This window comes from Nonomuraea deserti (genome assembly GCF_004348685.1).
In the GTDB taxonomy this organism is placed as follows: domain Bacteria; phylum Actinomycetota; class Actinomycetes; order Streptosporangiales; family Streptosporangiaceae; genus Nonomuraea; species Nonomuraea deserti.
In genome coordinates this window covers 1-18,383 of sequence record NZ_SMKO01000122.1, presented here as the reverse complement: position 1 = coordinate 18,383, position 18,383 = coordinate 1, and the positions used below count along the sequence as shown (strand labels likewise).

20 protein-coding genes are annotated in these 18,383 nt (G+C 70.7%); 10 read left to right on the top strand and 10 right to left on the bottom strand.

The features are described from left to right. Positions 1-117: 117 nt before the first annotated feature. The 4 genes from E1292_RS33045 to E1292_RS33030 all read right to left on the bottom strand — a co-directional run bounded on the left by E1292_RS33045 (position 118) and on the right by E1292_RS33030 (position 3,494). Positions 118-981, bottom strand: a complete 864-nt coding sequence (locus E1292_RS33045; RefSeq protein ID WP_132600187.1) for a TIGR03560 family F420-dependent LLM class oxidoreductase — start codon at positions 979-981, stop codon at positions 118-120. Positions 982-1,162: 181 nt separating this feature from the next. Beyond that, entirely contained in the window at positions 1,163-1,903 is a 741-nt protein-coding gene (locus E1292_RS33040) for an ABC transporter permease (protein WP_132600184.1), read from the bottom strand. Further along, positions 1,900-2,799: an ATP-binding cassette domain-containing protein gene (locus E1292_RS33035; RefSeq protein ID WP_132600181.1), complete on the bottom strand. Its 900-nt coding sequence runs from the start codon at positions 2,797-2,799 to the stop codon at positions 1,900-1,902. The genes E1292_RS33040 and E1292_RS33035 overlap by 4 nt, the downstream gene beginning before the upstream one ends. After that, a complete protein-coding gene (locus E1292_RS33030; RefSeq protein ID WP_132600178.1) occupies positions 2,796-3,494 on the bottom strand; it encodes a DUF998 domain-containing protein in 699 nt (232 codons plus the stop codon). The genes E1292_RS33035 and E1292_RS33030 overlap by 4 nt, the downstream gene beginning before the upstream one ends. A gap of 117 nt (positions 3,495-3,611) precedes the next feature. On the opposite strand from E1292_RS33030, the gene E1292_RS33025 reads away from it, so the two are divergent. Continuing rightward, a complete protein-coding gene (locus E1292_RS33025; RefSeq protein ID WP_220447174.1) occupies positions 3,612-4,778 on the top strand; it encodes a sensor histidine kinase in 1,167 nt (388 codons plus the stop codon). Further along, positions 4,775-5,431, top strand: coding sequence for a response regulator transcription factor (locus tag E1292_RS33020; protein ID WP_132600175.1), 657 nt, complete (start codon positions 4,775-4,777; stop codon positions 5,429-5,431). Before E1292_RS33025 ends, E1292_RS33020 begins: the two co-directional genes overlap by 4 nt. 95 nt (positions 5,432-5,526) lie before the next feature. Here E1292_RS33020 and E1292_RS33015 read toward each other — a convergent pair whose 3' ends face one another. Both E1292_RS33015 and E1292_RS33010 read right to left on the bottom strand, forming a co-directional pair. Beyond that, complete coding sequence (locus E1292_RS33015) at positions 5,527-6,381, bottom strand: GON domain-containing protein (RefSeq protein ID WP_220447173.1); 855 nt, start codon at positions 6,379-6,381, stop codon at positions 5,527-5,529. Positions 6,382-6,560: 179 nt separating this feature from the next. Continuing rightward, the gene (locus E1292_RS33010) at positions 6,561-7,151 is read right to left on the bottom strand and encodes a TetR/AcrR family transcriptional regulator (protein ID WP_132600172.1); all 591 of its coding nucleotides are present in this window, start codon (positions 7,149-7,151) and stop codon (positions 6,561-6,563) included. Between the two features lie 163 nt (positions 7,152-7,314). Between E1292_RS33010 and E1292_RS33005 the strand changes: the two genes are divergently transcribed. Both E1292_RS33005 and E1292_RS33000 read left to right on the top strand, forming a co-directional pair. Continuing rightward, positions 7,315-8,505 (top strand): YbfB/YjiJ family MFS transporter, encoded by a 1,191-nt coding sequence (locus tag E1292_RS33005; RefSeq protein ID WP_132600169.1) that lies wholly within the window; start codon positions 7,315-7,317, stop codon positions 8,503-8,505. A 158-nt stretch (positions 8,506-8,663) separates the two neighbouring features. Beyond that, entirely contained in the window at positions 8,664-9,395 is a 732-nt protein-coding gene (locus tag E1292_RS33000) for a class I SAM-dependent methyltransferase (RefSeq protein WP_132600166.1), read from the top strand. A gap of 46 nt (positions 9,396-9,441) precedes the next feature. Here the strand turns inward: E1292_RS33000 and E1292_RS32995 are convergent, their stop codons facing one another. Together E1292_RS32995 and E1292_RS32990 are read right to left on the bottom strand one after the other, a co-directional pair. Continuing rightward, positions 9,442-10,059, bottom strand: coding sequence for a LysE family translocator (locus tag E1292_RS32995; RefSeq protein ID WP_132600163.1), 618 nt, complete (start codon positions 10,057-10,059; stop codon positions 9,442-9,444). Beyond that, complete coding sequence (locus E1292_RS32990) at positions 10,056-10,805, bottom strand: metallophosphoesterase (protein WP_132600160.1); 750 nt, start codon at positions 10,803-10,805, stop codon at positions 10,056-10,058. Before E1292_RS32990 ends, E1292_RS32995 begins: the two co-directional genes overlap by 4 nt. A gap of 91 nt (positions 10,806-10,896) precedes the next feature. On the opposite strand from E1292_RS32990, the gene E1292_RS32985 reads away from it, so the two are divergent. Continuing rightward, positions 10,897-11,514 carry a CGNR zinc finger domain-containing protein gene (locus E1292_RS32985; RefSeq protein ID WP_132600157.1) on the top strand — a complete coding sequence of 206 codons (618 nt, stop codon included), beginning with the start codon at positions 10,897-10,899 and terminating at the stop codon, positions 11,512-11,514. 69 nt (positions 11,515-11,583) lie between these two features. Here E1292_RS32985 and E1292_RS32980 read toward each other — a convergent pair whose 3' ends face one another. Continuing rightward, the gene (locus E1292_RS32980; protein ID WP_220447172.1) at positions 11,584-12,138 is read right to left on the bottom strand and encodes an ArsR/SmtB family transcription factor; all 555 of its coding nucleotides are present in this window, start codon (positions 12,136-12,138) and stop codon (positions 11,584-11,586) included. A 94-nt stretch (positions 12,139-12,232) separates the two neighbouring features. Between E1292_RS32980 and E1292_RS32975 the strand changes: the two genes are divergently transcribed. Then, on the top strand, positions 12,233-12,583 hold the full coding sequence (locus tag E1292_RS32975) for a hypothetical protein (protein ID WP_132600154.1): 351 nt from the start codon (positions 12,233-12,235) through the stop codon (positions 12,581-12,583). Here the strand turns inward: E1292_RS32975 and E1292_RS32970 are convergent. Continuing rightward, on the bottom strand, positions 12,573-13,169 hold the full coding sequence (locus tag E1292_RS32970) for an NUDIX hydrolase (RefSeq protein WP_281284079.1): 597 nt from the start codon (positions 13,167-13,169) through the stop codon (positions 12,573-12,575). The two genes, E1292_RS32975 and E1292_RS32970, sit on opposite strands and share 11 nt — an antisense overlap. Positions 13,170-13,424: 255 nt before the next feature. Between E1292_RS32970 and E1292_RS32965 the strand changes: the two genes are divergently transcribed. The 4 genes from E1292_RS32965 to E1292_RS32945 all read left to right on the top strand — a co-directional run bounded on the left by E1292_RS32965 (position 13,425) and on the right by E1292_RS32945 (position 18,080). Continuing rightward, on the top strand, positions 13,425-14,312 hold the full coding sequence (locus E1292_RS32965; protein WP_132600148.1) for a hypothetical protein: 888 nt from the start codon (positions 13,425-13,427) through the stop codon (positions 14,310-14,312). Between the two features lie 392 nt (positions 14,313-14,704). Further along, the gene (locus E1292_RS32960; RefSeq protein ID WP_132600145.1) at positions 14,705-15,907 is read left to right on the top strand and encodes an NAD(P)/FAD-dependent oxidoreductase; all 1,203 of its coding nucleotides are present in this window, start codon (positions 14,705-14,707) and stop codon (positions 15,905-15,907) included. Positions 15,908-15,951: 44 nt separating this feature from the next. Then, entirely contained in the window at positions 15,952-16,848 is an 897-nt protein-coding gene (locus E1292_RS32955; RefSeq protein ID WP_132600142.1) for an RNA polymerase sigma-70 factor, read from the top strand. Positions 16,849-17,516: 668 nt separating this feature from the next. Beyond that, positions 17,517-18,080 carry a hypothetical protein gene (locus tag E1292_RS32945; RefSeq protein WP_132600139.1) on the top strand — a complete coding sequence of 188 codons (564 nt, stop codon included), beginning with the start codon at positions 17,517-17,519 and terminating at the stop codon, positions 18,078-18,080. The last annotated feature ends 303 nt before the right edge of the window (positions 18,081-18,383 follow it).

Sequence of the window (18,383 nt, the reverse complement as noted above, 5' to 3'; positions counted from 1 at the left end):
ACCATGAAACCAACCCAACACTCCATAAGTGAGTAAATCTTGTCGTCAGCCACCTAAGAAGAGGACTCGGGTTGGTGCGACGCGACGAAGAGCGCCGCAGCCCGGCCGTCCGCGTGCTCAGCGGCCGGGCGGGGTGATGCCGGCGATCCGCCCGGCCAGCTCGGCCAGGTACGCCAGCCATCGATCGTCCGCCGCGTCCGGCACCGCCACGATGACGTGGTCGATGCCCAGCCCGGCGAGCTCACCGCAGCGCTGGACGCTCTCCTCGACGCTCTGGCCGTCGGGGACGCGCATGTGGAGGGTCTTCTCGATCTCCTCGTAGGGCCGGCCCAGCCGCTCGCAGTGGGCGCGCAACACGCCGAGCTTGTGCCGTACGTCCGCGCCGTACAGGAAGTTGCACATGCCGGCGTACTCGGCGACGAGCCGGAGGGTCTTCTTCTCCCCGCTGCCGCCGATGAGGATGGGCGGGTTCGCCTGGGGCGCGTTGAGCGTACGTTCCAGGCGATAGTGGCGGCCCTCGTACGGTCGGTCCGTGTCGCTCCACATCTGCCGGGCGATCTGGAGCGTCTCCTCAAGCCGCTCGAACCGCTCCGCCAGCGGCGGGAAACGCAGGCCGAGCCCGCGGGCCTCAGGCTCGTACCAGCCGGCGCCGATGCCGAGGACCGCCCGGCCGCCGGAGAGCGCGTCGAGCGTGCTGACCTGCTTCACCAGCAGGCCGGGTTCGCGGTAGACGGCTCCGGTCACGAGCGCGCCCAGGCTCACCCGGCCGGTGAGGGCGGCGGCGTAGGACAGCGCGCCGTACGCCTCCAGCATCGGATCCTCCACGGCCCCGAAGTTGGGGATCTGGAAGAGGTGGTCCATCACCCAGAAGCTGCGCAGCCCCGCCTGGTCGGCGCCCCGGGCCGCGGCGGCGAACCTGGCGGCGATGGCGGCGTCGCCACCGGGCCAGGTGAAACGCGGGCATGTCAGGCCGAGGTCCATGGGATCACTCCTTGATCGCGTGAGGGAAGGCGCCGGCGGGAAGTCACCGCGGGCATGAAAAAACCCTCTCGCCTGGACCGGGTCCGAGGCGGAGAGGGCTCCGTACCCCTTATTATCTCACGCGCCGCCGGCACGGACCGCACCTCCCGTCACGCAGAAGGCCGGGACGCGCGACCGCGACTCACGCGTCCCTGCGCTGGAACGTCCAGAGGGCGGCGGCCGTGAGCGCGGCGACGAATACGGTGAACAGCAGAAAGCCCGGCCATGGCGACGAGCCGGGCAGAGTCGTGACGACCTGCATGCCGGCGACGGTCGGCCAGAAGCCGGCGGCCCACTGCGGCAGGAGCTGCAGGACGGCCAGGACGAGCACGGTCATCGAGGTGAGCAGCGTGACGCCCGCCGCCGTTGACCTGGTCAGGAAGCCCAGCGCCAGCCCTAGCAGCCCGATCAGCGCGAGATAGAGCCCGGCTCCGAGAACGGCCCGCGCCACCCCTGCGTCCCCGAGACCCGCGTACGGCACCCCTCCGGCCGCGAACACCCACTGGCCGATGAGGAAGGAGGCGAGCGCGGCCGACAACCCCGCCACGGCGGCGACCACGCCGACGACGGCGGCCTTGGCCGCGAACAGCCGCCCGCGCCGGGGCACCGCGGCCAGGCCGGCCGTGATGGTGCCGGCGGCGTACTCGGACGTGATCGACAACACTCCCAGGACGCCGATGACGATCTGGCCGAACATCGCTCCGCCCTGGAGGCTGAGGGCGGCGGGGTCGAACTCCGCGGGCCGTTCCCGGTGGCTCCCCGCGGCGCCGCCGCTGAACAGCGCCCCGAACCCCACGCTGAGCACCGCCAGGACGACCAGGCTGTAGGTGGTGGATCGCAAGGTGCGCAGCTTGCGCCACTCCCCCCGCAGGGCGGCCCTCATGACGCCCCTCCCCCGCCGAACTCGACGCTGTCGCCGGTGAGACCCATGTACGCCTCCTCCAAGGTGGTCCGTTGAGGGGTCAGCTCGATGAGGGCCAGGCCGCGGACCGCGGCGAGCGCTCCGATGGCGGCGCTGCCCATGCCGGTGACGGTCAGCGCCTTCCCCGACCTGCTCACCGAAGCGCCCTCGGCCGACAGGAGCCCGGCCAGCTCCGCCGGCCGCGCGGCGCGCACGAGCACCGACTGCGGGCCGGTGAGCTCTGCCACGCCCGCGTCCGCCAGGAGCCGGCCACGTCCGATCACGATCAGGTGGTCCGCGGTCACGGACATCTCGCTCATCAGGTGGCTGGAGACGAGTACGGTGCGCCCTTCCGCGGCCAGGCTCCGCATGAACCCGCGGATCCACCAGATGCCTTCGGGATCCAGGCCGTTCACCGGCTCGTCGAGAACCAGCACCTCGGGGTCGCCCAGGAGCGCCGCCGCGATCCCCAGCCGCTGGCTCATGCCGAGCGAGAACTCCCCCGCCCGCCTGCGCGCCGCCTGATCCAGTCCGACCAGCCCGAGCACGTCGTCGACGCGGCGGTCGGCGATGCCACCGCTCGCCGCCAGGCAGCGCAGATGGTCGCGGGCGGTCCTTCGAGGATGTACGGCGCGGGCGTCGAGCAACGCGCCGACCGTGCGCAGCGGATCGGCCAGGTCGGCGTAGCGGCGCCCGGCCACGGTCGCCGTCCCCTCCGTCGGCCGGTCCAGCCCCATGACCATGCGGAGCGTGGTCGTCTTGCCGGCCCCGTTCGGCCCGAGAAATCCCGTGACGACGCCCGATTTTACGGTGAACGTGAGCCGGTCGACAGCGCGTCCCGCGCCGTACACCTTGGTGAGCCGGCGGACCTCGATCACGCGTTCACCTCCGCGGCGGCACGTGTCCTGAGCAGGCGGTACGACACCAGCGCCGCCCAGATCCAGCCGAGCGGGATGATCAGGCGGCTCGCGATCCCGTCGAGCGCCGCGTACCACTCGCCGGACAGGGACAGCGGCTGGAGGACGAGGCTGCCGCCGTACATGATCACGGGCGTCAGGACGCCGGTGCCGACGAGGAGGGCCGCCCACACCCGCCCGCCGGGCTCGGCGGCGAAGCGCCTGGCGAAGGCGAAGCAGGCGAGCGTCGCCGCCGCGTACATGACGAACACCGCCACCCAGTGCAGGTTTCCGTGCCAGCTCGAACCGGCGTTGACGCCGGGCAGGAGGCCGGGCGGCGTTCCCGGCGGGTAGCCCATCTGCGGGTCGGTGACGAACACCCCCGTGGCGATCATGGCCGTCCCGTAGATCGCCACCAGCGGTGGCCCCCATCGGGAGGCGCGACCGGCGGGCAGCGCACGCCGCACCCCCACGGCGCACGCGATCATCAGCGCTCCGGTGACCACGAAATTGGCGATCTGCATCCAGCCTCGCTCACCGGTCATCATCAGGCTCGGCGCATGGCGCAGGGGGTCGTACCCGGTGCGGAACACCATGTCGAGATGGAAGGTCAGCAGCGAGGCGAGCGGGGCGACGGCCCCGCAGGCCAGCAGGGCCCGTGTCGTTGATGGGGACATGCTCCGATTCGACCGCGGGAGTGCGGTGCGACGGGAGCTGCGACGGTAGCGTCCTCCGTGCGGGAAACCGTACTTTCGTAGGGCCCGCGCGAGCAGGCCGCCGCCTAAGGTGGTCGTGTGCGTGCCCGGCTGATCCGCGTGGTGGCCGCCGACGCGCTGCCGGTGGCGATCTGCCTGACCCTGACAGGGGAGCAGCTGCGGCACGGCGGATTGACCGCCCCCGTGCTGCTCGCCGCCGCGCTGGTGCCGGTGTTACGCCGGCGGGCGCCGGTGGCGGTGACGTGGTTGGTGGTCGGCGCCACCGCGGCGCTCCCGTTCCTTCCCGGCGGCATCCCCGGGAACCCTGACCTGCTCTGGTGGCCGCCGGCGGCGCCGTTCGCCGCCTACGCCGCGATGGTGTTCGCGGCCGACCGCCGCACGGCGATGATCCCGGTGGCGGCGCTGGTCGTCCTGACCGCGCTCATCTTCAGGCCGTGGGAGGCGTGGGTCGAGATCGGCCTGCGCACCTCGTTGATCACCTTCGCCGCCGCGCTGCTGGGCCTGTACGTGGCCGCCCGCCGGCAACTGCTCGCGTCCCTGCGCGAACGGGCCGAACGAGCCGAACGCGAACGGCACCTGATGGCCGAGCAGGCCCGTGGCGAGGAACGCGTGCGGCTGGCGGCCGAGATCCACGACGTGGTGACCCACCGGGTGAGCCTGATGGTCCTCCAGGCGGGCGCGCTGCAGGTGTCCGCCACCGACGATCGCACCGAGGAGGCCGCGGAGGCGTTGCGCACGACCGGCTGCCAGGCCCTGGCCGAACTGCGCGACCTCGTGGGGATCCTGCGCGCCGCCGACAGCGACGCCGACAGCGACGCCGGGCACGCCACCATGCCTCAGCCCGTCCTGCCCGACCTCGGCACGCTGATCGCCGAGTCGGAGTCCGTGGGCGTCCCCGTCGAGCTCGCCGAACGCGGCGACCGGTCGCCGCTCTCCCCTGTCGTCGGCCGTACCGCCCACCGGATCGTCCAGGAGGCGCTGACCAACGTGCGCAAACATGCCCCGGGCGCGTCCGCCCGCGTCGAGGCGCACTACGACCGCGAGGTCGTACGGCTGACCGTGCGCAACACCGCGCCCACCCGTCCGGCCGACCCGGCACTGGCCGGTCCAGGGCCGGGCACCGGGCTGCTGGGCCTGCGGCAGCGGGTCGAGCTGGTCAACGGCACGCTGGTGGCGAGGCCGCGCGGCGACGGAGGCTTCGAGCTCCGGGCGACCCTGCCCACCCAGGTGGCGGCGAGCACGTGAGCGACACGGTCAGGGTCGTGGTGGTGGACGACGAGCCCATGGTGTGCGCGCATCTGCGTACCATCCTCGGCTCGGCCGGTGACATCGAGGTGGTCGGCGAGGCGTACGACGGGGCGGCCGGGGTGGAAGAGGTCGTCCGCCATCGTCCCGACCTCGTGCTGATGGATCTGCGGATGCCGGGCGTCGACGGGATCACCGCCATCGGCCGGATCGCCGGGCTGGCCAGGCCGCCGCACGTGGTCGTGCTCACCACGTTCGACGCCGACCAGTACGTGCTGCGCGCACTCCACGCGGGCGCGTCGGGCTTCCTGCTGAAGTCGACGTCGCCACAGGATCTGATCGGCCTGGTCCGCGTCGCCGCCGAGGGCCACACCGTGATGTCGCGTACCGCCGCCACGAGCCTGCTCGCCACCACCACGAGCCGGCTGGCGGCCCGTGACCGCAGGCTCGCCTGCCTGGACGACCTGACCGAACGGGAACGCGAGGTGCTGGTCTGCCTCTCCCGGGGGATGTCCAACGCGGGGATCGCCACCACGCTGTTCCTGAGCGAGACCACCGTCAAAGGGCACATCTCCCGCATCCTCGCGAAGACGCGGTGCACCAACCGCACCCAGGCCGGGCTGCTCGCCTACGAGGCCGGTCTGGGCAGGTAGCGGGGGCGAGCCCCGTACGTTCCGCGTACGGCAGGAGGCCCGGCTCCCCGACCGGGAACCGGGCCTGCCGCACTCGTACGTCGAGCAAGGGTGTCTCAACGCAGGGAGCGGACCTGCCCGTCGGGGCCCAGCACCGCCACCGCCCTGTCGCCGTACTGCACGATGACCCGGCCCTGGTTGCCCGGCTGCCGCACCTGCGTGGTGACCGGGGCGCCGTTGTTCAGGCGGACGCAGATCTGGTCGCCCGAGAAGATCATGCCGTTCCGCGCGCACCTCAGCTCGATGTGGGGCGTGCCCGGCCTCGGGTTGAAGGGGTTGTACATCGCCGGAGCGGACGTGATCCAGCCGCAGTAGCCGCCGCCGAGCAGGTTGACCACCTGGTTGCGCGCGCTCACGCTCGCCGATCCGCTGGAGCCGTTGCCGCCCGTGACGAAGGTGTCGTTCACCCGGAACGGCGTGTCACGCAGGTCGATGTTGCCCCGGCCGTCGGCCCGCCCGTTGCACGCCATCGCGGTGCCGTAGGGCATGCTCGTCACGGTCGTCGAGCCGTGCCGCAGCGAACCGGTGGACGACGCGAAGGTCAGGTCGCCGACGTCCACGGTCAAGGTGCGGGGGTCGACGCGCAGCCGGGTGAAGGTGGTCCTGACGTTCGTGCCGGGCGAGGCGCCGCCGGCGGTGTACTGCGAGAAATTGGCGTCCTGGCCCGTCCTGGCGAGCGTGATGTATTCGCGGGGCGTGGTGGCCATGTTGTGGCAGTACGCCGTGAACACGTTTCCGTTGTTGATGAGCAGATACGTGCCGTCCCGGGCGATCGGATTTGTCCGGCGGACGTCCTGGCAACTGCTGAAGACCGGCAGGGCGGAGGCGTGAGCCGGCACCTGGGCCACCACCGGCAGGGCGGCGCCCATCGCCGCCAGAAATGCCGATATTCGGACGTTCGGTCGAGCCATGAGATTTCCCCTCCAGCTGCAGGCGGACCGTTTGCGTTGCGGACATTAACATCCGCTTCATGGCGTCGACGGTGCCGCTGGGCATGGGTCGGAGAATCACTGTCCAAAAACCGTTTGGGCTCCCCATAAAGAAATATGCACGGCTATCCGGATATGGCGATTTGTCACGCCGGAAGGCCTCAGTCCTGGCGAGCGGCGGCGGACAGCAGGGTGAGCGCCGCCTCCCTGGCTGTCGCGCCCGCGCCCGCCCGGTCGTGATGCGCGGCGACGACGGTCGCCCCCTGGACCAGCATGAGCAGCTGCCGCCCCAGGGCGGGGGGATCGGCGACTCCGGCAAGGGCGGCGATGCCGGTCAGGAGCTCGAGGTATCGGTCCAGGTGGCGGGCGGCGATAGCGCGTACGGCTTCGACGTGGTGCTGGGCGGCCGCGTTCAGCATCGGGCAACCACGGAAGGCCGGCTCGTCGTAGCGCCGCTGGAGGGCGTCGAACACCGCGGCGAGCTGGTCGCCGGGGTCGTCTCCCGCGGCGGCGGCGGCCTCGGCCAGCCGGTTCGCCACCCGCTCGCTGCGCTCCCGCAGCATGGCCTCCACGAGGCCGTCCTTGGTGCCGAAGTGCCGGTAGAGCGTCTCTTTGGAGGCTCCGACGCGAGCGCACAGCTCGGCGACGCCGATGCCGTCCAGCCCGCGTTCGTACAGCACCTCGGTGGCCTTCTCGAGGATGGCCGCCCGGGTGCGCTCCGGGTCGATCGTCGAGCCTTTGGGAACGGGCATGCCATAGATCGTACCGGCCGGTTCGTACTGCCTGCTAGCATCAGGTTCGTACCGATCGGTTCGATCTATGGGGTGACATGCCCGCCCACTTCGCCTCCCCGCAAGCCCCGAACGCCCAGGACGCGACGCACCGCGACGATGCCGCCGCCGAGAGACGCGACCGATGACGCGGACGGCGCTGAAGGCGGGGTCCGGTGCGGCATGGCAGGCGGGCCGGCTGGCGCTCGGCACCGCGTCGGCCCTCGGTCTCGCGCGCTTCGCCTACGGCCTGCTCCTGCCCGCCATGCGGGAGGACCTGCGCTGGACGCTGTCCGAGGCGGGGGCGATGAGCACCGCCAACGGGCTCGGCTACCTCCTCGGCGCGCTGCTGACCGCCGCGGTCGTGCGCCGCTGGGGCACCGCCGCCGCCTTCCGCATCGGCATGGCGCTCACGGCCGTGTCACTCGCCGCCACCGTGGTGAGCGACGCCTACCTGGCGTTGCTGGCCGCGCGGGCCGCGGCCGGAGTGGCGGGGGCGGTGGTGTTCGTCACCGGCGGCGTGATCGCCTCACGCGTCGCCGCCCGCGCGGCCTCGGGGACGCCCATCACCGTGTACTTCGCCGGCACCGGGCTGGGCATCGTCGTCAGCGGCGTGGGCGTCCCCGCTCTGGGAGAGCACTGGCGCCTGGGCTGGGTCGGCCTGGCCGCCGCTGCCGCGCTGGCGACCGTGGCGAGCTGGAGCGCGGCGCGTACGGACGAGGACGCGCAACCCGCCACGGCCGGACGGGCCCGCGTACGCCCGCTGTGGGGCCCCGCCCTGGCCTATCTGCTGTTCGCCGCCGGATACATCACCTACATCACGTTCCTGTCCGCCTACCTCGCCGACCAGCGCGCCCCGCTCGGGCAGGTGGTGCTCACCTGGACGGCGCTCGGCCTGGCCGTCATCGCGGCGCCCGCACTGTGGAACCGTCCCACCGCCCGATGGCCCGGCACCCGGGCGCTGGCCACCCTGCTCGCGCTCCTGGGCGGCGGCGCCGCGCTGGCGCTGGCGGCACCCACGCCACCGGTCATCCTCGCCTCCGCGATCGTCTACGGGGCGACCTTCATGGGCGTCCCCGCCGCGATCACCGCCCTCATCAGGGGCAACGTCCCGTCCGCCGACTGGACCGCCACGCTGGCGGCCTTCACCACGGTGTTCGCCGCAGGTCAGACCGCCGGGCCGTGGATCGCCGGCGTGGTCGCCGATCACACCTCGACCGAGGCCACCCTGGCGTGGACCGCGATCCTGTGCGCCGCCGCCGCCGCGATCGCCCTCACCGCAGGCCGCACGCGCCCCGGCCCGGCCCGGCGCATCCCATGGGTACGAAGCGGCTAGCCGTCTCGACGCCGTGTTCCCGACCCCGCACCGCCACTCGACGATCTCCGGGTCGAGCGTCGCGAGGGCCCAGGCGGGTGCCGCCTTCGGATTCCTCCGCGAGAAACTCCACTTGCGGGCCGGTTGTCCGCGGCCGTGAACGGCCCGATACTGCCTGGATGATCACCGATGTCGAGGCCGCCGCCCTGTACGACCTGCTCAATCCGTGGGACCCCACGCGCTATCCCGGTGACGCGTTCTTCCACGAGATGGTGATGGACGCGCACGCCGTGCTGGACGTCGGGTGCGGCACCGGCAGCATGCTGCGCCAGGCGCGGGAGCTCGGTCATCGCGGGCGGCTCGCCGGGCTCGACCCGGATCTGGCTGCGCTCGATCGGGCTCGGCGACGTACGGATGTGGAGTGGGTCGCCGGTGTCGCGGCGGACGCGGCCTGGGATCGCGAGTTCGACCTGGCGACCATGGCCGGCAACGCCTTCCAGTGCCTGGTCGGCGATGATGACCTGGCCACCTCGCTGGCCGCGATCCGCGGGGCGCTTCGCGACGGCGGCCGGTTCGTGTTCGACACGCGCAACCCGCGGGTGCGCGAGTGGGAGGAGTGGAACCCGTCGAACGCCACCGAGGTCGTGGACGGAACCGGCCGTACGCTTCGCGTCTCGCACCGCGTCGAGTCGGTGCTCGGCGACGTGGTGACGCTCACCGAGACGACCAGCACCCCTGACGGCACCGTCCTGCGGGTCGATCGCGCGAGCCTGCGCTTCCTGGACGTGCCGGCGCTCGGGACGTTGCTGAACGAGGCCGGCTTCGAAGTCGAGGCGCACTACGGCGGCTGGCGTCACGAACCCGTCTCAGAGGCCGGCCGCTCGATCGTCACGATCGCACGCCGCGTCTGACCCGTCTGGACCGCGGTGCCCGCCGCCTCCTTGCCGGAGACGTCGCCTACGTCGTGGCGGCCCGGAGGCCGAGGACGACGAGCACCACCGCCGTCACCTTGCCGACCGCACGTTTGAAGCGGGCCCTGTGCAAGATGCGCGCCCCCCGATGGAGGAGGGCCGTCCAGGTCAGCAACCACACCACGATCAGCAGGGCGTGGGCGGTGGCCAAGGTGAGGATCTGCCCGCCGAAATGGCGGCCGGGCTGGATGAACTGCGGGACCAGGGTCAGGCAGATCGAGGCCGCCTTGGGGTTGAGCACGTTGGCGAGCAGGGCCTGGGTGTAGACGGAGCCGGTCCGTCGCGGCTGATCCGTCGGCGCGGGAGCCGCAGGCAGGGTGGTGGAGCGCCAGGTCCACAGGCCCAGGCAGACGAGGTAGGCCGCGCCGAGGAGCTTGACGGCGGTGAAGGCCTGGCTGGAGTGCATGACCAGCGCCGACAGGCCGGCGATGGCCAGGGTCGCGTGGGCGTACAGGCCGCTGACCGTACCGAGGATGACGGGCAGAGCCTGGCGGCGACCGCCGGCCGTGACGTGCTGGATCAGCAGGGTCAGGCTGGCGCCCGGGGTGGCGATGATGGGCAGGATCGCCAGGAGGAACGCGGCGGCCGCGTACGGGTGGATCACGCCTCGAGCACGACGCGGTAATGGGTGGTCAGGCGGCGGTCGTCGTCCAGGATGTGGAAGGCCAGGCCGGGCGGTTGCTCGCGGTCGGCGGGCTCGTCGCCCTCCCACGGCAGGCGCAGGGTCCAGGTGACGGCCGGTGCGACGATCAGGGGGCGGCCCGCGAAGGTGGACGCGGCCGCGGTGTGAGCGTGGCCGGTGAGCACGGCCACCACCTGCGGGTGGGCGTCGAGCAGGGCGGCCAGGTCGCCGGTCCCCTCCAGCCGCTGGGAGTCGGGCAACGGGTGATGGAGTTCGGCGGGCGGCTGGTGGAAGGCGATCAGCGCGGGCGTGCCCGCGGCGAGGCCGTCGAGGGTGGCGTGCATCCAGGCCAGGGTTTCGGAGTCGAGGCGGCCCTCGTTGCGGCCGGGGATGGTGGAGTCGCACATCAGGATGGCGGTGTCGCCGATGTGGTGCACCTCGTTGACTGGGCCGGCGCCGGGCGGCTGCCGCAGCAGCGCCTTGCGGTAGGCCGGGCGGGCGTCGTGGTTGCCGGGGCAGGTGAGCACGGGGAAGGGGGCGGCCAGGATCTGGGCGGCCTGCTCGTACTCGGCCTCCTCCCCGTGATCGGCGATGTCGCCGGTGACCAGCACGGCGTCGACCGGGCGGGGAAGGGTCCGCAGGTAGCTCATGATCCGGGTGGCGCGCCGGAGCGCTCTGTCGGTGCCGTCGAGGTGCAGGTCGCTGATCTGAGCCAGCAACAACGTCATCGTGGCGCCCCTTCACGTCTAATGGTTAAATCCGATTTACCGTTAGGACGGTAAGGTGCAAAGAGGAGACAGGCAACCCGGAGGGGTGGGAGTGGAGCGCTGGCCGGCCCTGGAACTGGCGAGCACGATCCGCCATGACGGCACCGGCGGTGTCGCCGACGACCTGGCCACGCTGCAGAGCACGGCCCGCTGGATCCACCAGCAGGGCGAGCTGCTGGCCGGCCACGTCGACGTCGCAGCGCTCACGGTGGACGAGAAGCTCGCCGGCGAGATCGTCGAGCTGCGCCGGGCCGTGCGGGCGCTTTTCGCGCAAGCGGTCAGCCCCGCGCCGCCGAGCCGGGCCGACGCCCACCGGCTGATGCCGGTCGAGCAGGCGCTGGCTCACCTCAACGCGGCGGCCGCCCGTGAAGCCATCGTCCCGCAACTCGACTGGCCCGCGGACGCGCCACCTCGGGTGGGAGTGTTGTCGGATGAATCCGACGCGAACGTCCGGCTGGTCGCGGCCCTGGCCCGGGCCGCCATCGACTTCCTGAGCGGCCCGCGACGCGAGCAGTTGCGGGCCTGCAACGCGCCGAGCTGCGTACGCTACTTCGTCAAGAGCCACGGGCGGCAGGAGTGGTGCAAGCCGTCATGCGGCAACCGGGCGCGGGCGGCACGCCACTACCAGCGCCACAGTGCCACGCCCGCCCGGGACCTGCCCGGCACATGACCGGTCCGGTCCTTGGCCCGAGGACGGCGAGGGGTCGTTCCTTGCCGGAGAGCTCACGCGCGAACCGGATCAGGAGCCGCGGGGGTCGGGGAAACCGATCCAGCGCAGCAGGATCATCCGGGCGTCGGCGGGCGCGTTGTCGCGGTCGGCGCTGAAGCGGTGCACCAGTTTGAGATATTCCTCATGGAACTCCTTGAGCTGCGCCTTGGTCATGAATGTGGCGGCTCGGGAGCTCTGCTGCCAGTCACCGTCCTCGTCCCGCTTGTGGGTGAAGGCTGACAGCAGCCGTAGGTCCTCGGCGAGTTTGGAGTCGCCGAGTTGCTCGGCGAGGTCTTGTCCGGCGTCGGTCAGCTCTTCGCGGGGAGGCGTCCGCCGGTCGGCTTTGACGACGTCCCACCAGCGTTCCCGCCCTTTGGCGCGCTCGCGCAGCTCGGTCACGAAACCGGTGTCGGACAACATCCGCAGGTGGTAGCTGGTGGTCCCGGTGTTCTGGCCCATGGCTCTGGCCAGCGTGGTGGAGGTGGCCGGTCCGTGATGGGCGAGGTGCCTGAGGATCTCTCGCCGCAGCGGGCTGGCGAGTGCCTTCATCGCCGCCGGGGTGTGCATGACCGGTTCGGTGGACATTCGACCAGCCTAGCCGTACTCGGGGCCATTGTGCAGAAAAATTGCTGCAGAGGAAAACTTGCAGGAAAAATTCTGTATGGCTAGGGTCAGGCCCGTGATCTGGAAACGAATCGCCGACAACCATGCGCAGCGGGAGGTCCTGGACCAGCAGATCCGCAGCATCCCGGCAGCCGAGGCGATCCTGTACGGATTCGGCACCCAGCTCGTCTACCTGGGATTCCTGGCCCTCATCATCCAGTTGGCCGTCCTGAAACGAATCAGCACGACGACCCTGGCACTCGTCCTGGCCACCCTGGTCCTGTTCGTCACCTACGAAGTGCTGGACGGACCCGGCCGCCAGGCCCTCATGCCGTTCGCGGTGCTGTGCATGTGGCCGGCCCTGGCGCCCTTGGGATGGCGACTGCTGAAGCAGGCGACCCCGGCCGCCGGCGCGATCACGCCGTAGCGGCACGCGCCCTGCGCCGCCTTCCCGCCGCCCTACCCGAGACAGGCCGGGAAGCCGCCAGGCCGGGCCGCGGACTCCTACGTACGAAGGGCACGCGGCCCGCCTGACGGACGCCCCCTAAGGCCAGCACATCGGCCAGCAGCTCCGGAAGTCCCACAGGCCGCAGAGTCTCCGTGGTCTCGGCCGCGACCAGCTCAGCCAAGGACCACCATCGATGGTCAATGATCGCCTGCTGCTCGCCCGGCTCCAGGTAGGCGCGGGTGATGGCCGGCGTGCCCCGCATCAGCGCAAGGAAGTACCGTTCGTGCATGTGCACGGGTTCGCCGCTCCACCGCACGTCCGCATCGAGAGTCCACAGGCACGGCCCCCACTCGACCTCTGTCAGACCGGTCTCCTCCAGCAGTTCCCTGCGAGCGGCCTGCACGAAGTCCTCGTCCTCCTTCAGCCCTCCACCTGGTGGCACCCAGAACAACTCCCGGACCGGAAACCCTGGAACGACGATGGCGCCGTCGTCCCTGTGCCGGATCAGCAGAATCCGATCGTCCTGATCCAGCAGCACAATCCGGGCACCTCGTCGGGTTCGCACCGCTTTGCTCCCATCCGGCGTAGTCACTCCGCACAAACCCGCGGCTCTCCGCGACGTACCGGACCCGGGCCTCTTTGATCATCCGGGTTTTCGTCACCTTCAGTCCAGCCGTGACAACTGGCTTGGGGGCGCGGTGGGCACGCGGAGATTCGCATCACAGAGAAGAAATCGAAACCGGCCGCCATGGGCGATCGGAGGTGCGCGGCGTTCCGTTCGTCGGTCACGATTGCGGTCCGGTTTGACAGTTGATCTCGTATGCACAAGATTGTTGCGTTCCTCCGGGCCTATTTCCAGGGAATCGTGATGAAGCGGATCGTCGTGGGTGCCATTCTGGCCGCGGGCCTGACACAGTTCCTCGCCGCCCCGGCGCAGGCAGCGCCCAGAACCGATCCGGTGAAAGCGCTTCGAGCCACATTGACCCCCGGCAAGAGCGTGAACATCGTGTCCACCGCAAAGGTCGATAGCGGCCGGGGCATCTCCTACACCTTGGACATGGACGGCATGGTCGGGTTCGGGCCGGAAGGCGAGATCGCCTCTGATACGTCCCAGAGCCTGCAGTACAGCAAGACGGTGATGAGCGGCCTGAAGGAATTCGACATGGCAGAGGACGCCGCCCTTGAAGAGCTGCCCCTGAGGGTGATCTCGTCAGGACACGACGACTATGTGTCAGGCCCCCGCTTCGCTGACGTGCTGCCCCAGGGCACCAACTGGGTGCGCTACATGTTTACCGATCTACCGGCCAGTAATCCGCTCCTGGATGTCTTGGAGACCACCACGCTGAAGGCGCTGCTGGCCCACCGCACATCCGGGCGGGGTGGGGTGGTGAAGGGCACGATCAAGGCCGACAAGCTGGTCGAGGTATCCCGTTCCTTCGCCTCGCACTTCCGCGGCTACTCCACCAGCAAGCCCGTCAGCACCATCTCCTACACCCTCCACCTGAGCAGTGCCGGACTGGTGGAGCGAGTCACCGCCATAGGCGTCCTGCGCCACTGGAAGGGTTCCGTGCTCCGCGTCGAGGCGGACACCCGCTACTCGGCGTGGGGCCGGCAGGCCACCGTTGCGCTGCCCCTGAAGGGCGAGGTGCTCGACCAGAAGCAACTCGAAGGCAAGGTGCCCTACCAGGTGCCCGGCGCCTGGAATTAGCCACCGGGCGGCGGCCCGCGGCGGAAACGGGCGAGACGCCGGAACCCGCCGCTTGAGACGCACCGCAGAAGAGCACCCTCCCCGATCCAAGCGCCAGACTGAGAATGCAACAAGAGCGCTCGGGAGCTCCTGGCCTACATGGCTGCGCTCCTGGAGAAACATCCGTCCGACCGCCTCCTGCGCCGCTCAGCCGCCAGCGAGGTCGAGGTCGTCCCTGGACGCCCACTACTTCGCCACCGGCCTCTCCAACGCCTCCCTCCTGCGTCCACGGTCACGTCCACCTGTCCGACGCGCCCTCACCCACCGTCGGATGTGATCCGAGCCACACCTTGTCACAAGCTTTCTTCGTCCGGCGACTTGTGTGCGAACCCCGAACGAACGGAGCAGAGACCATGACGAAGCGCACCGGCGGCCGGACGAAAGTCATCGTGATCGGCGGTGGATACGCCGGAGTCCTCGCGGCCAACCGCCTGACCCGCCGCGACGACGTGGCCGTGACCCTCGTCAACCCGCGCCCGGCCTTCGTCGAGCGGATCCGCCTGCACCAACTGGTGGTGGGGTCCGACGACGCGGTCGTCGATTACAAGGACGTCCTGAGCGAACGCGTCAAGCTCGTGGTCGACGCCGCGACCGGGATCGACCGGGAGGCGCGCACCGTCTCGCTGGCCAGCGGCGGCACGGCCGGGTACGACCACCTGATCTACGCGGTGGGCAGCCGCAGCGGCGCACCGGAGGTGCCCGGCGCGGACAGGTTCGCCTACCCGATCGCAACCCTGGAGGAGGCCGAGCGGCTGCGCCAAGCCGTGACCGCCGCGCCCGCCACCGCGGCGCTGACGGTCGTCGGCGGCGGCGCCACCGGCATCGAGACCGCGGCCGAGCTCGCCGAGGCGGGCCGTACCGTCACCCTCGTGTGTGGAGGACAGCTCGGCCCCTACCTCCACCCGAACGGCCGCCGCTTCGTCGCCAAGCGGCTGGCGGCCCTCGGCGTGACCGTTCTCGAAGGCCCCGGCACCAATGCAGCGTCCGTGACGGCCGACGCCGTGCACCTCGCCGACGGCCGCGAGGTACGCGGCCACCTGACCATCTGGACCGCCGGCTTCGGCGTTCCCGACCTGGCCGCCCGCAGCGGCCTCAGCACCGACGAGGTGGGCCGCCTCCTCACCGACGAGACCCTGACCAGCATCGACGACGACCGCATCGTCGCCGCCGGGGACGCGGCCTCGCCCTCGGGCCTCGCTTACCGGATGGGCTGCCAATCCGCCGTCCAGCTCGGCCCGCACGCCGCCGACGCCGTGCTTCGCCGGATCGAGGGCGGACGGCCCGAACCCATCAGCGTCGCCTTCGCCGGGCTGTGCGTCAGCCTCGGCCGCGGCGCCGGCATCTTCCAGTTCGCGCGCAAGGATGACACCGCCATCCGGTTCTACGTCGGCGGCCGCCCGGGCGCGCGATTGAAGGAGTTCGTTGTCTCCCACACTGTCAAGCAGCTCTCCGCCGAGGCGCACAAGCCCGGCGCACGCGTCCTGAAGGCCAAGGACGACACCCGGCAGCAGCGTGTCCAAGCCACGTGCGCGAGCCGGTCCGCGCACGTGTCGTAGCTCCTGGAGCGCAGGCGGCCCAAGCACCATGGAAGGATTCGAAGATGCAAGACCACGCCGCTGACCCGGCGACCGAGGCCTTCATCACCCACCGCAACCTGCTGTTCACCGTTGCCTACGAGATCCTCGGCTCGGCGGCTGACGCCGAGGACGTCCTGCAGGAGACCTGGCTGCACTGGGTCGAGGTCGAAATGGCACAGGTCCGCGACCAGCGCGCGTTCCTCGTGCGCGTCACGACCCGGCGGGCGCTCGACCGGCTGCGGGCCCTGCGGCGCCGCAAAGAGGCCTACGTTGGCCCCTGGCTGCCCGAGCCGCTGCTCACCGCGCCGGACGTCGCCGAGAACGCCGAGCTCGCCGAGAGCATGTCCATGGCCATGATGCTCATCCTGGAGACCCTCTCGCCCACCGAACGAGCCGTGTTCGTCCTGCGCGAGGTTTTCGACGTCGGCTACGACGAGATCGCCGAAGCGGTCGGCAAGACCCCCGCCGCAGTCCGCCAGATCGCCCACCGCTCCCGCAAACACGTCGACGCCCGCCGCCCTCGCAAAGTGATCTCCTCGCGCCAGGCCCAGGCCGCCCTCGCATCGTTCCAGCACGCCGTGGAGACCGGCGACCTGCAGGGCATGCTAGACGTGCTCGCCCCCGACGTCGTCCTGATCAGCGACGGCGGCGGCGTCAGGAGCGCCGCGCTGCGACCCGTCACGGGCCTGGCAAAGGTAGGCCGTCTCCTCCTCGCCGGCCTCAGCGACAAGGAAGGCGCGCTCACCGGCGAGCCCACCACCATCAACGGCAATCCGGCGCTCCTCCTGCGCGTCGACGGCGAGATCGACAGCGTCGTGGCGATCCGTGTCGAGGACGGCTTCGTCACCGGCATCTACTTCGTCCGCAATCCCGCCAAGCTCACCCACATCGCCGCCGCCACACCGCTCACCCTGAGCTGATACCGGAACGGCCGCGGCCCCCGCCTAAGAGAGGAACGGGGCCGCGGCCGTCATCACTTGAAGAAGCGCAGCCTCAGGCTGCTCGTCACCACGAACACGCTGGAAAACGCCAGTTTCCGGACGTGAGGCAGCGCCTGTCCCACGCCCATCTGGACTGCGCCGAACAGCATTGCCGGGCTGCGATGGCCGCTAACGAGGCCGGGATGAGCGCCTCCGCGCTGGCCCGCTACCCATACTTCGTCGCCAGCTCTGGACGAGCCCACCGCGGTCGCGCTGCTGCGCGGCCGCGCCCTGTGAGCACGGCGAAGCCACGCGCCTGGCCGCCGCGCACGACCTGCGCCCGAGCCACCTGACCCCGGCCTTGCACCAGCCAGACGGCACAGGTCCCTGATGCCGCCCCCAGCCGCTACGCCCGCTGCCGCCACGACCGCCGCACCCGCCTGCCCCAGCACCGGGCCGACCTGCTCGCCACCGCCTGGCACGACGACGAACCCGACCACATCCACAAGCGGACCCTGCTGCAAGACCTCGTCACCGCGCTCGTGCCCACCCCCGTTCTCTGAAACAAAGGCCGCGGCTACCTGGCCAGATCTTTTGATCGCCGCGCGAGAGCCGTACTTGCTGCGTCTCAAACAGAGCGCGAACGCAGACGGCGCCATCCGCTTCCAATGCCACGCAGCAGGCACCTCCCCGGCGGTCACCTGCCCCCGCTTCGACCGCCTCCATTAGCGCGGGCCGAGCCGAGCCACCGCAGTCGACCTGACCGACGCTCGGCAGCGAGCCGCCCACCCCGCGGCCAAACCCCGCGTCTTGCCCCCGACCACAAGACCGGCGAACTGTCGAAGATCTGCCACCAGCACACCATCACCCTGAACAAGGACGACCTCGGCCACCTCGGCAAATTTCGCCAGGACCTGGCCTACCTGAGTCCCGCCTGGATCGGGACCTACAAGTCTGTCCGCGCCAACACCGAGGGCCTCAACGGCAGGATCAAGGGACACAATCTTGATCTCGGCGACCCCAAGAACCGGCTCGCCCACGGCCGCGTCGCCCAGACCATCCTGGTCGCATTGCTCGTCACGGTCGCCAACGACCACTTCCTCGACCAGTGGCGCCACACCCACCAGCTCCAGAACGAGCCGATCACACCCGCCGACACCCCGCAGACTCGAGTCGAGCCCTTCGACGGCACACCACCCGCAGGCCAGAGCAGACCACCACCCGCCCCATAAGCCGCAAAACCCGCCACCTGGCCGCAGCACCCAGCCCACCGTCGGCTTCGCCATGCCCAACGACCGGATTTCGGTCCCCCGCCAGCGGCCTGACACCACCCGGGCCTTCCCAGACACTGACTCCACAGTCCCCAAACCAGGACGAACCCGATTTAGAAACCCCTGAAACGACAAGATGAATCGCCCCGGGTTCGGTGGAGACTTGATCTCTTGAGAGGATCGAGTCCATGCCTGGTAAGTCTCCCTACCCCGCCGAGCTGCGCCGCCGAGCGGTGCGGATGGTCGCCGAGGTGCGGCCGGATT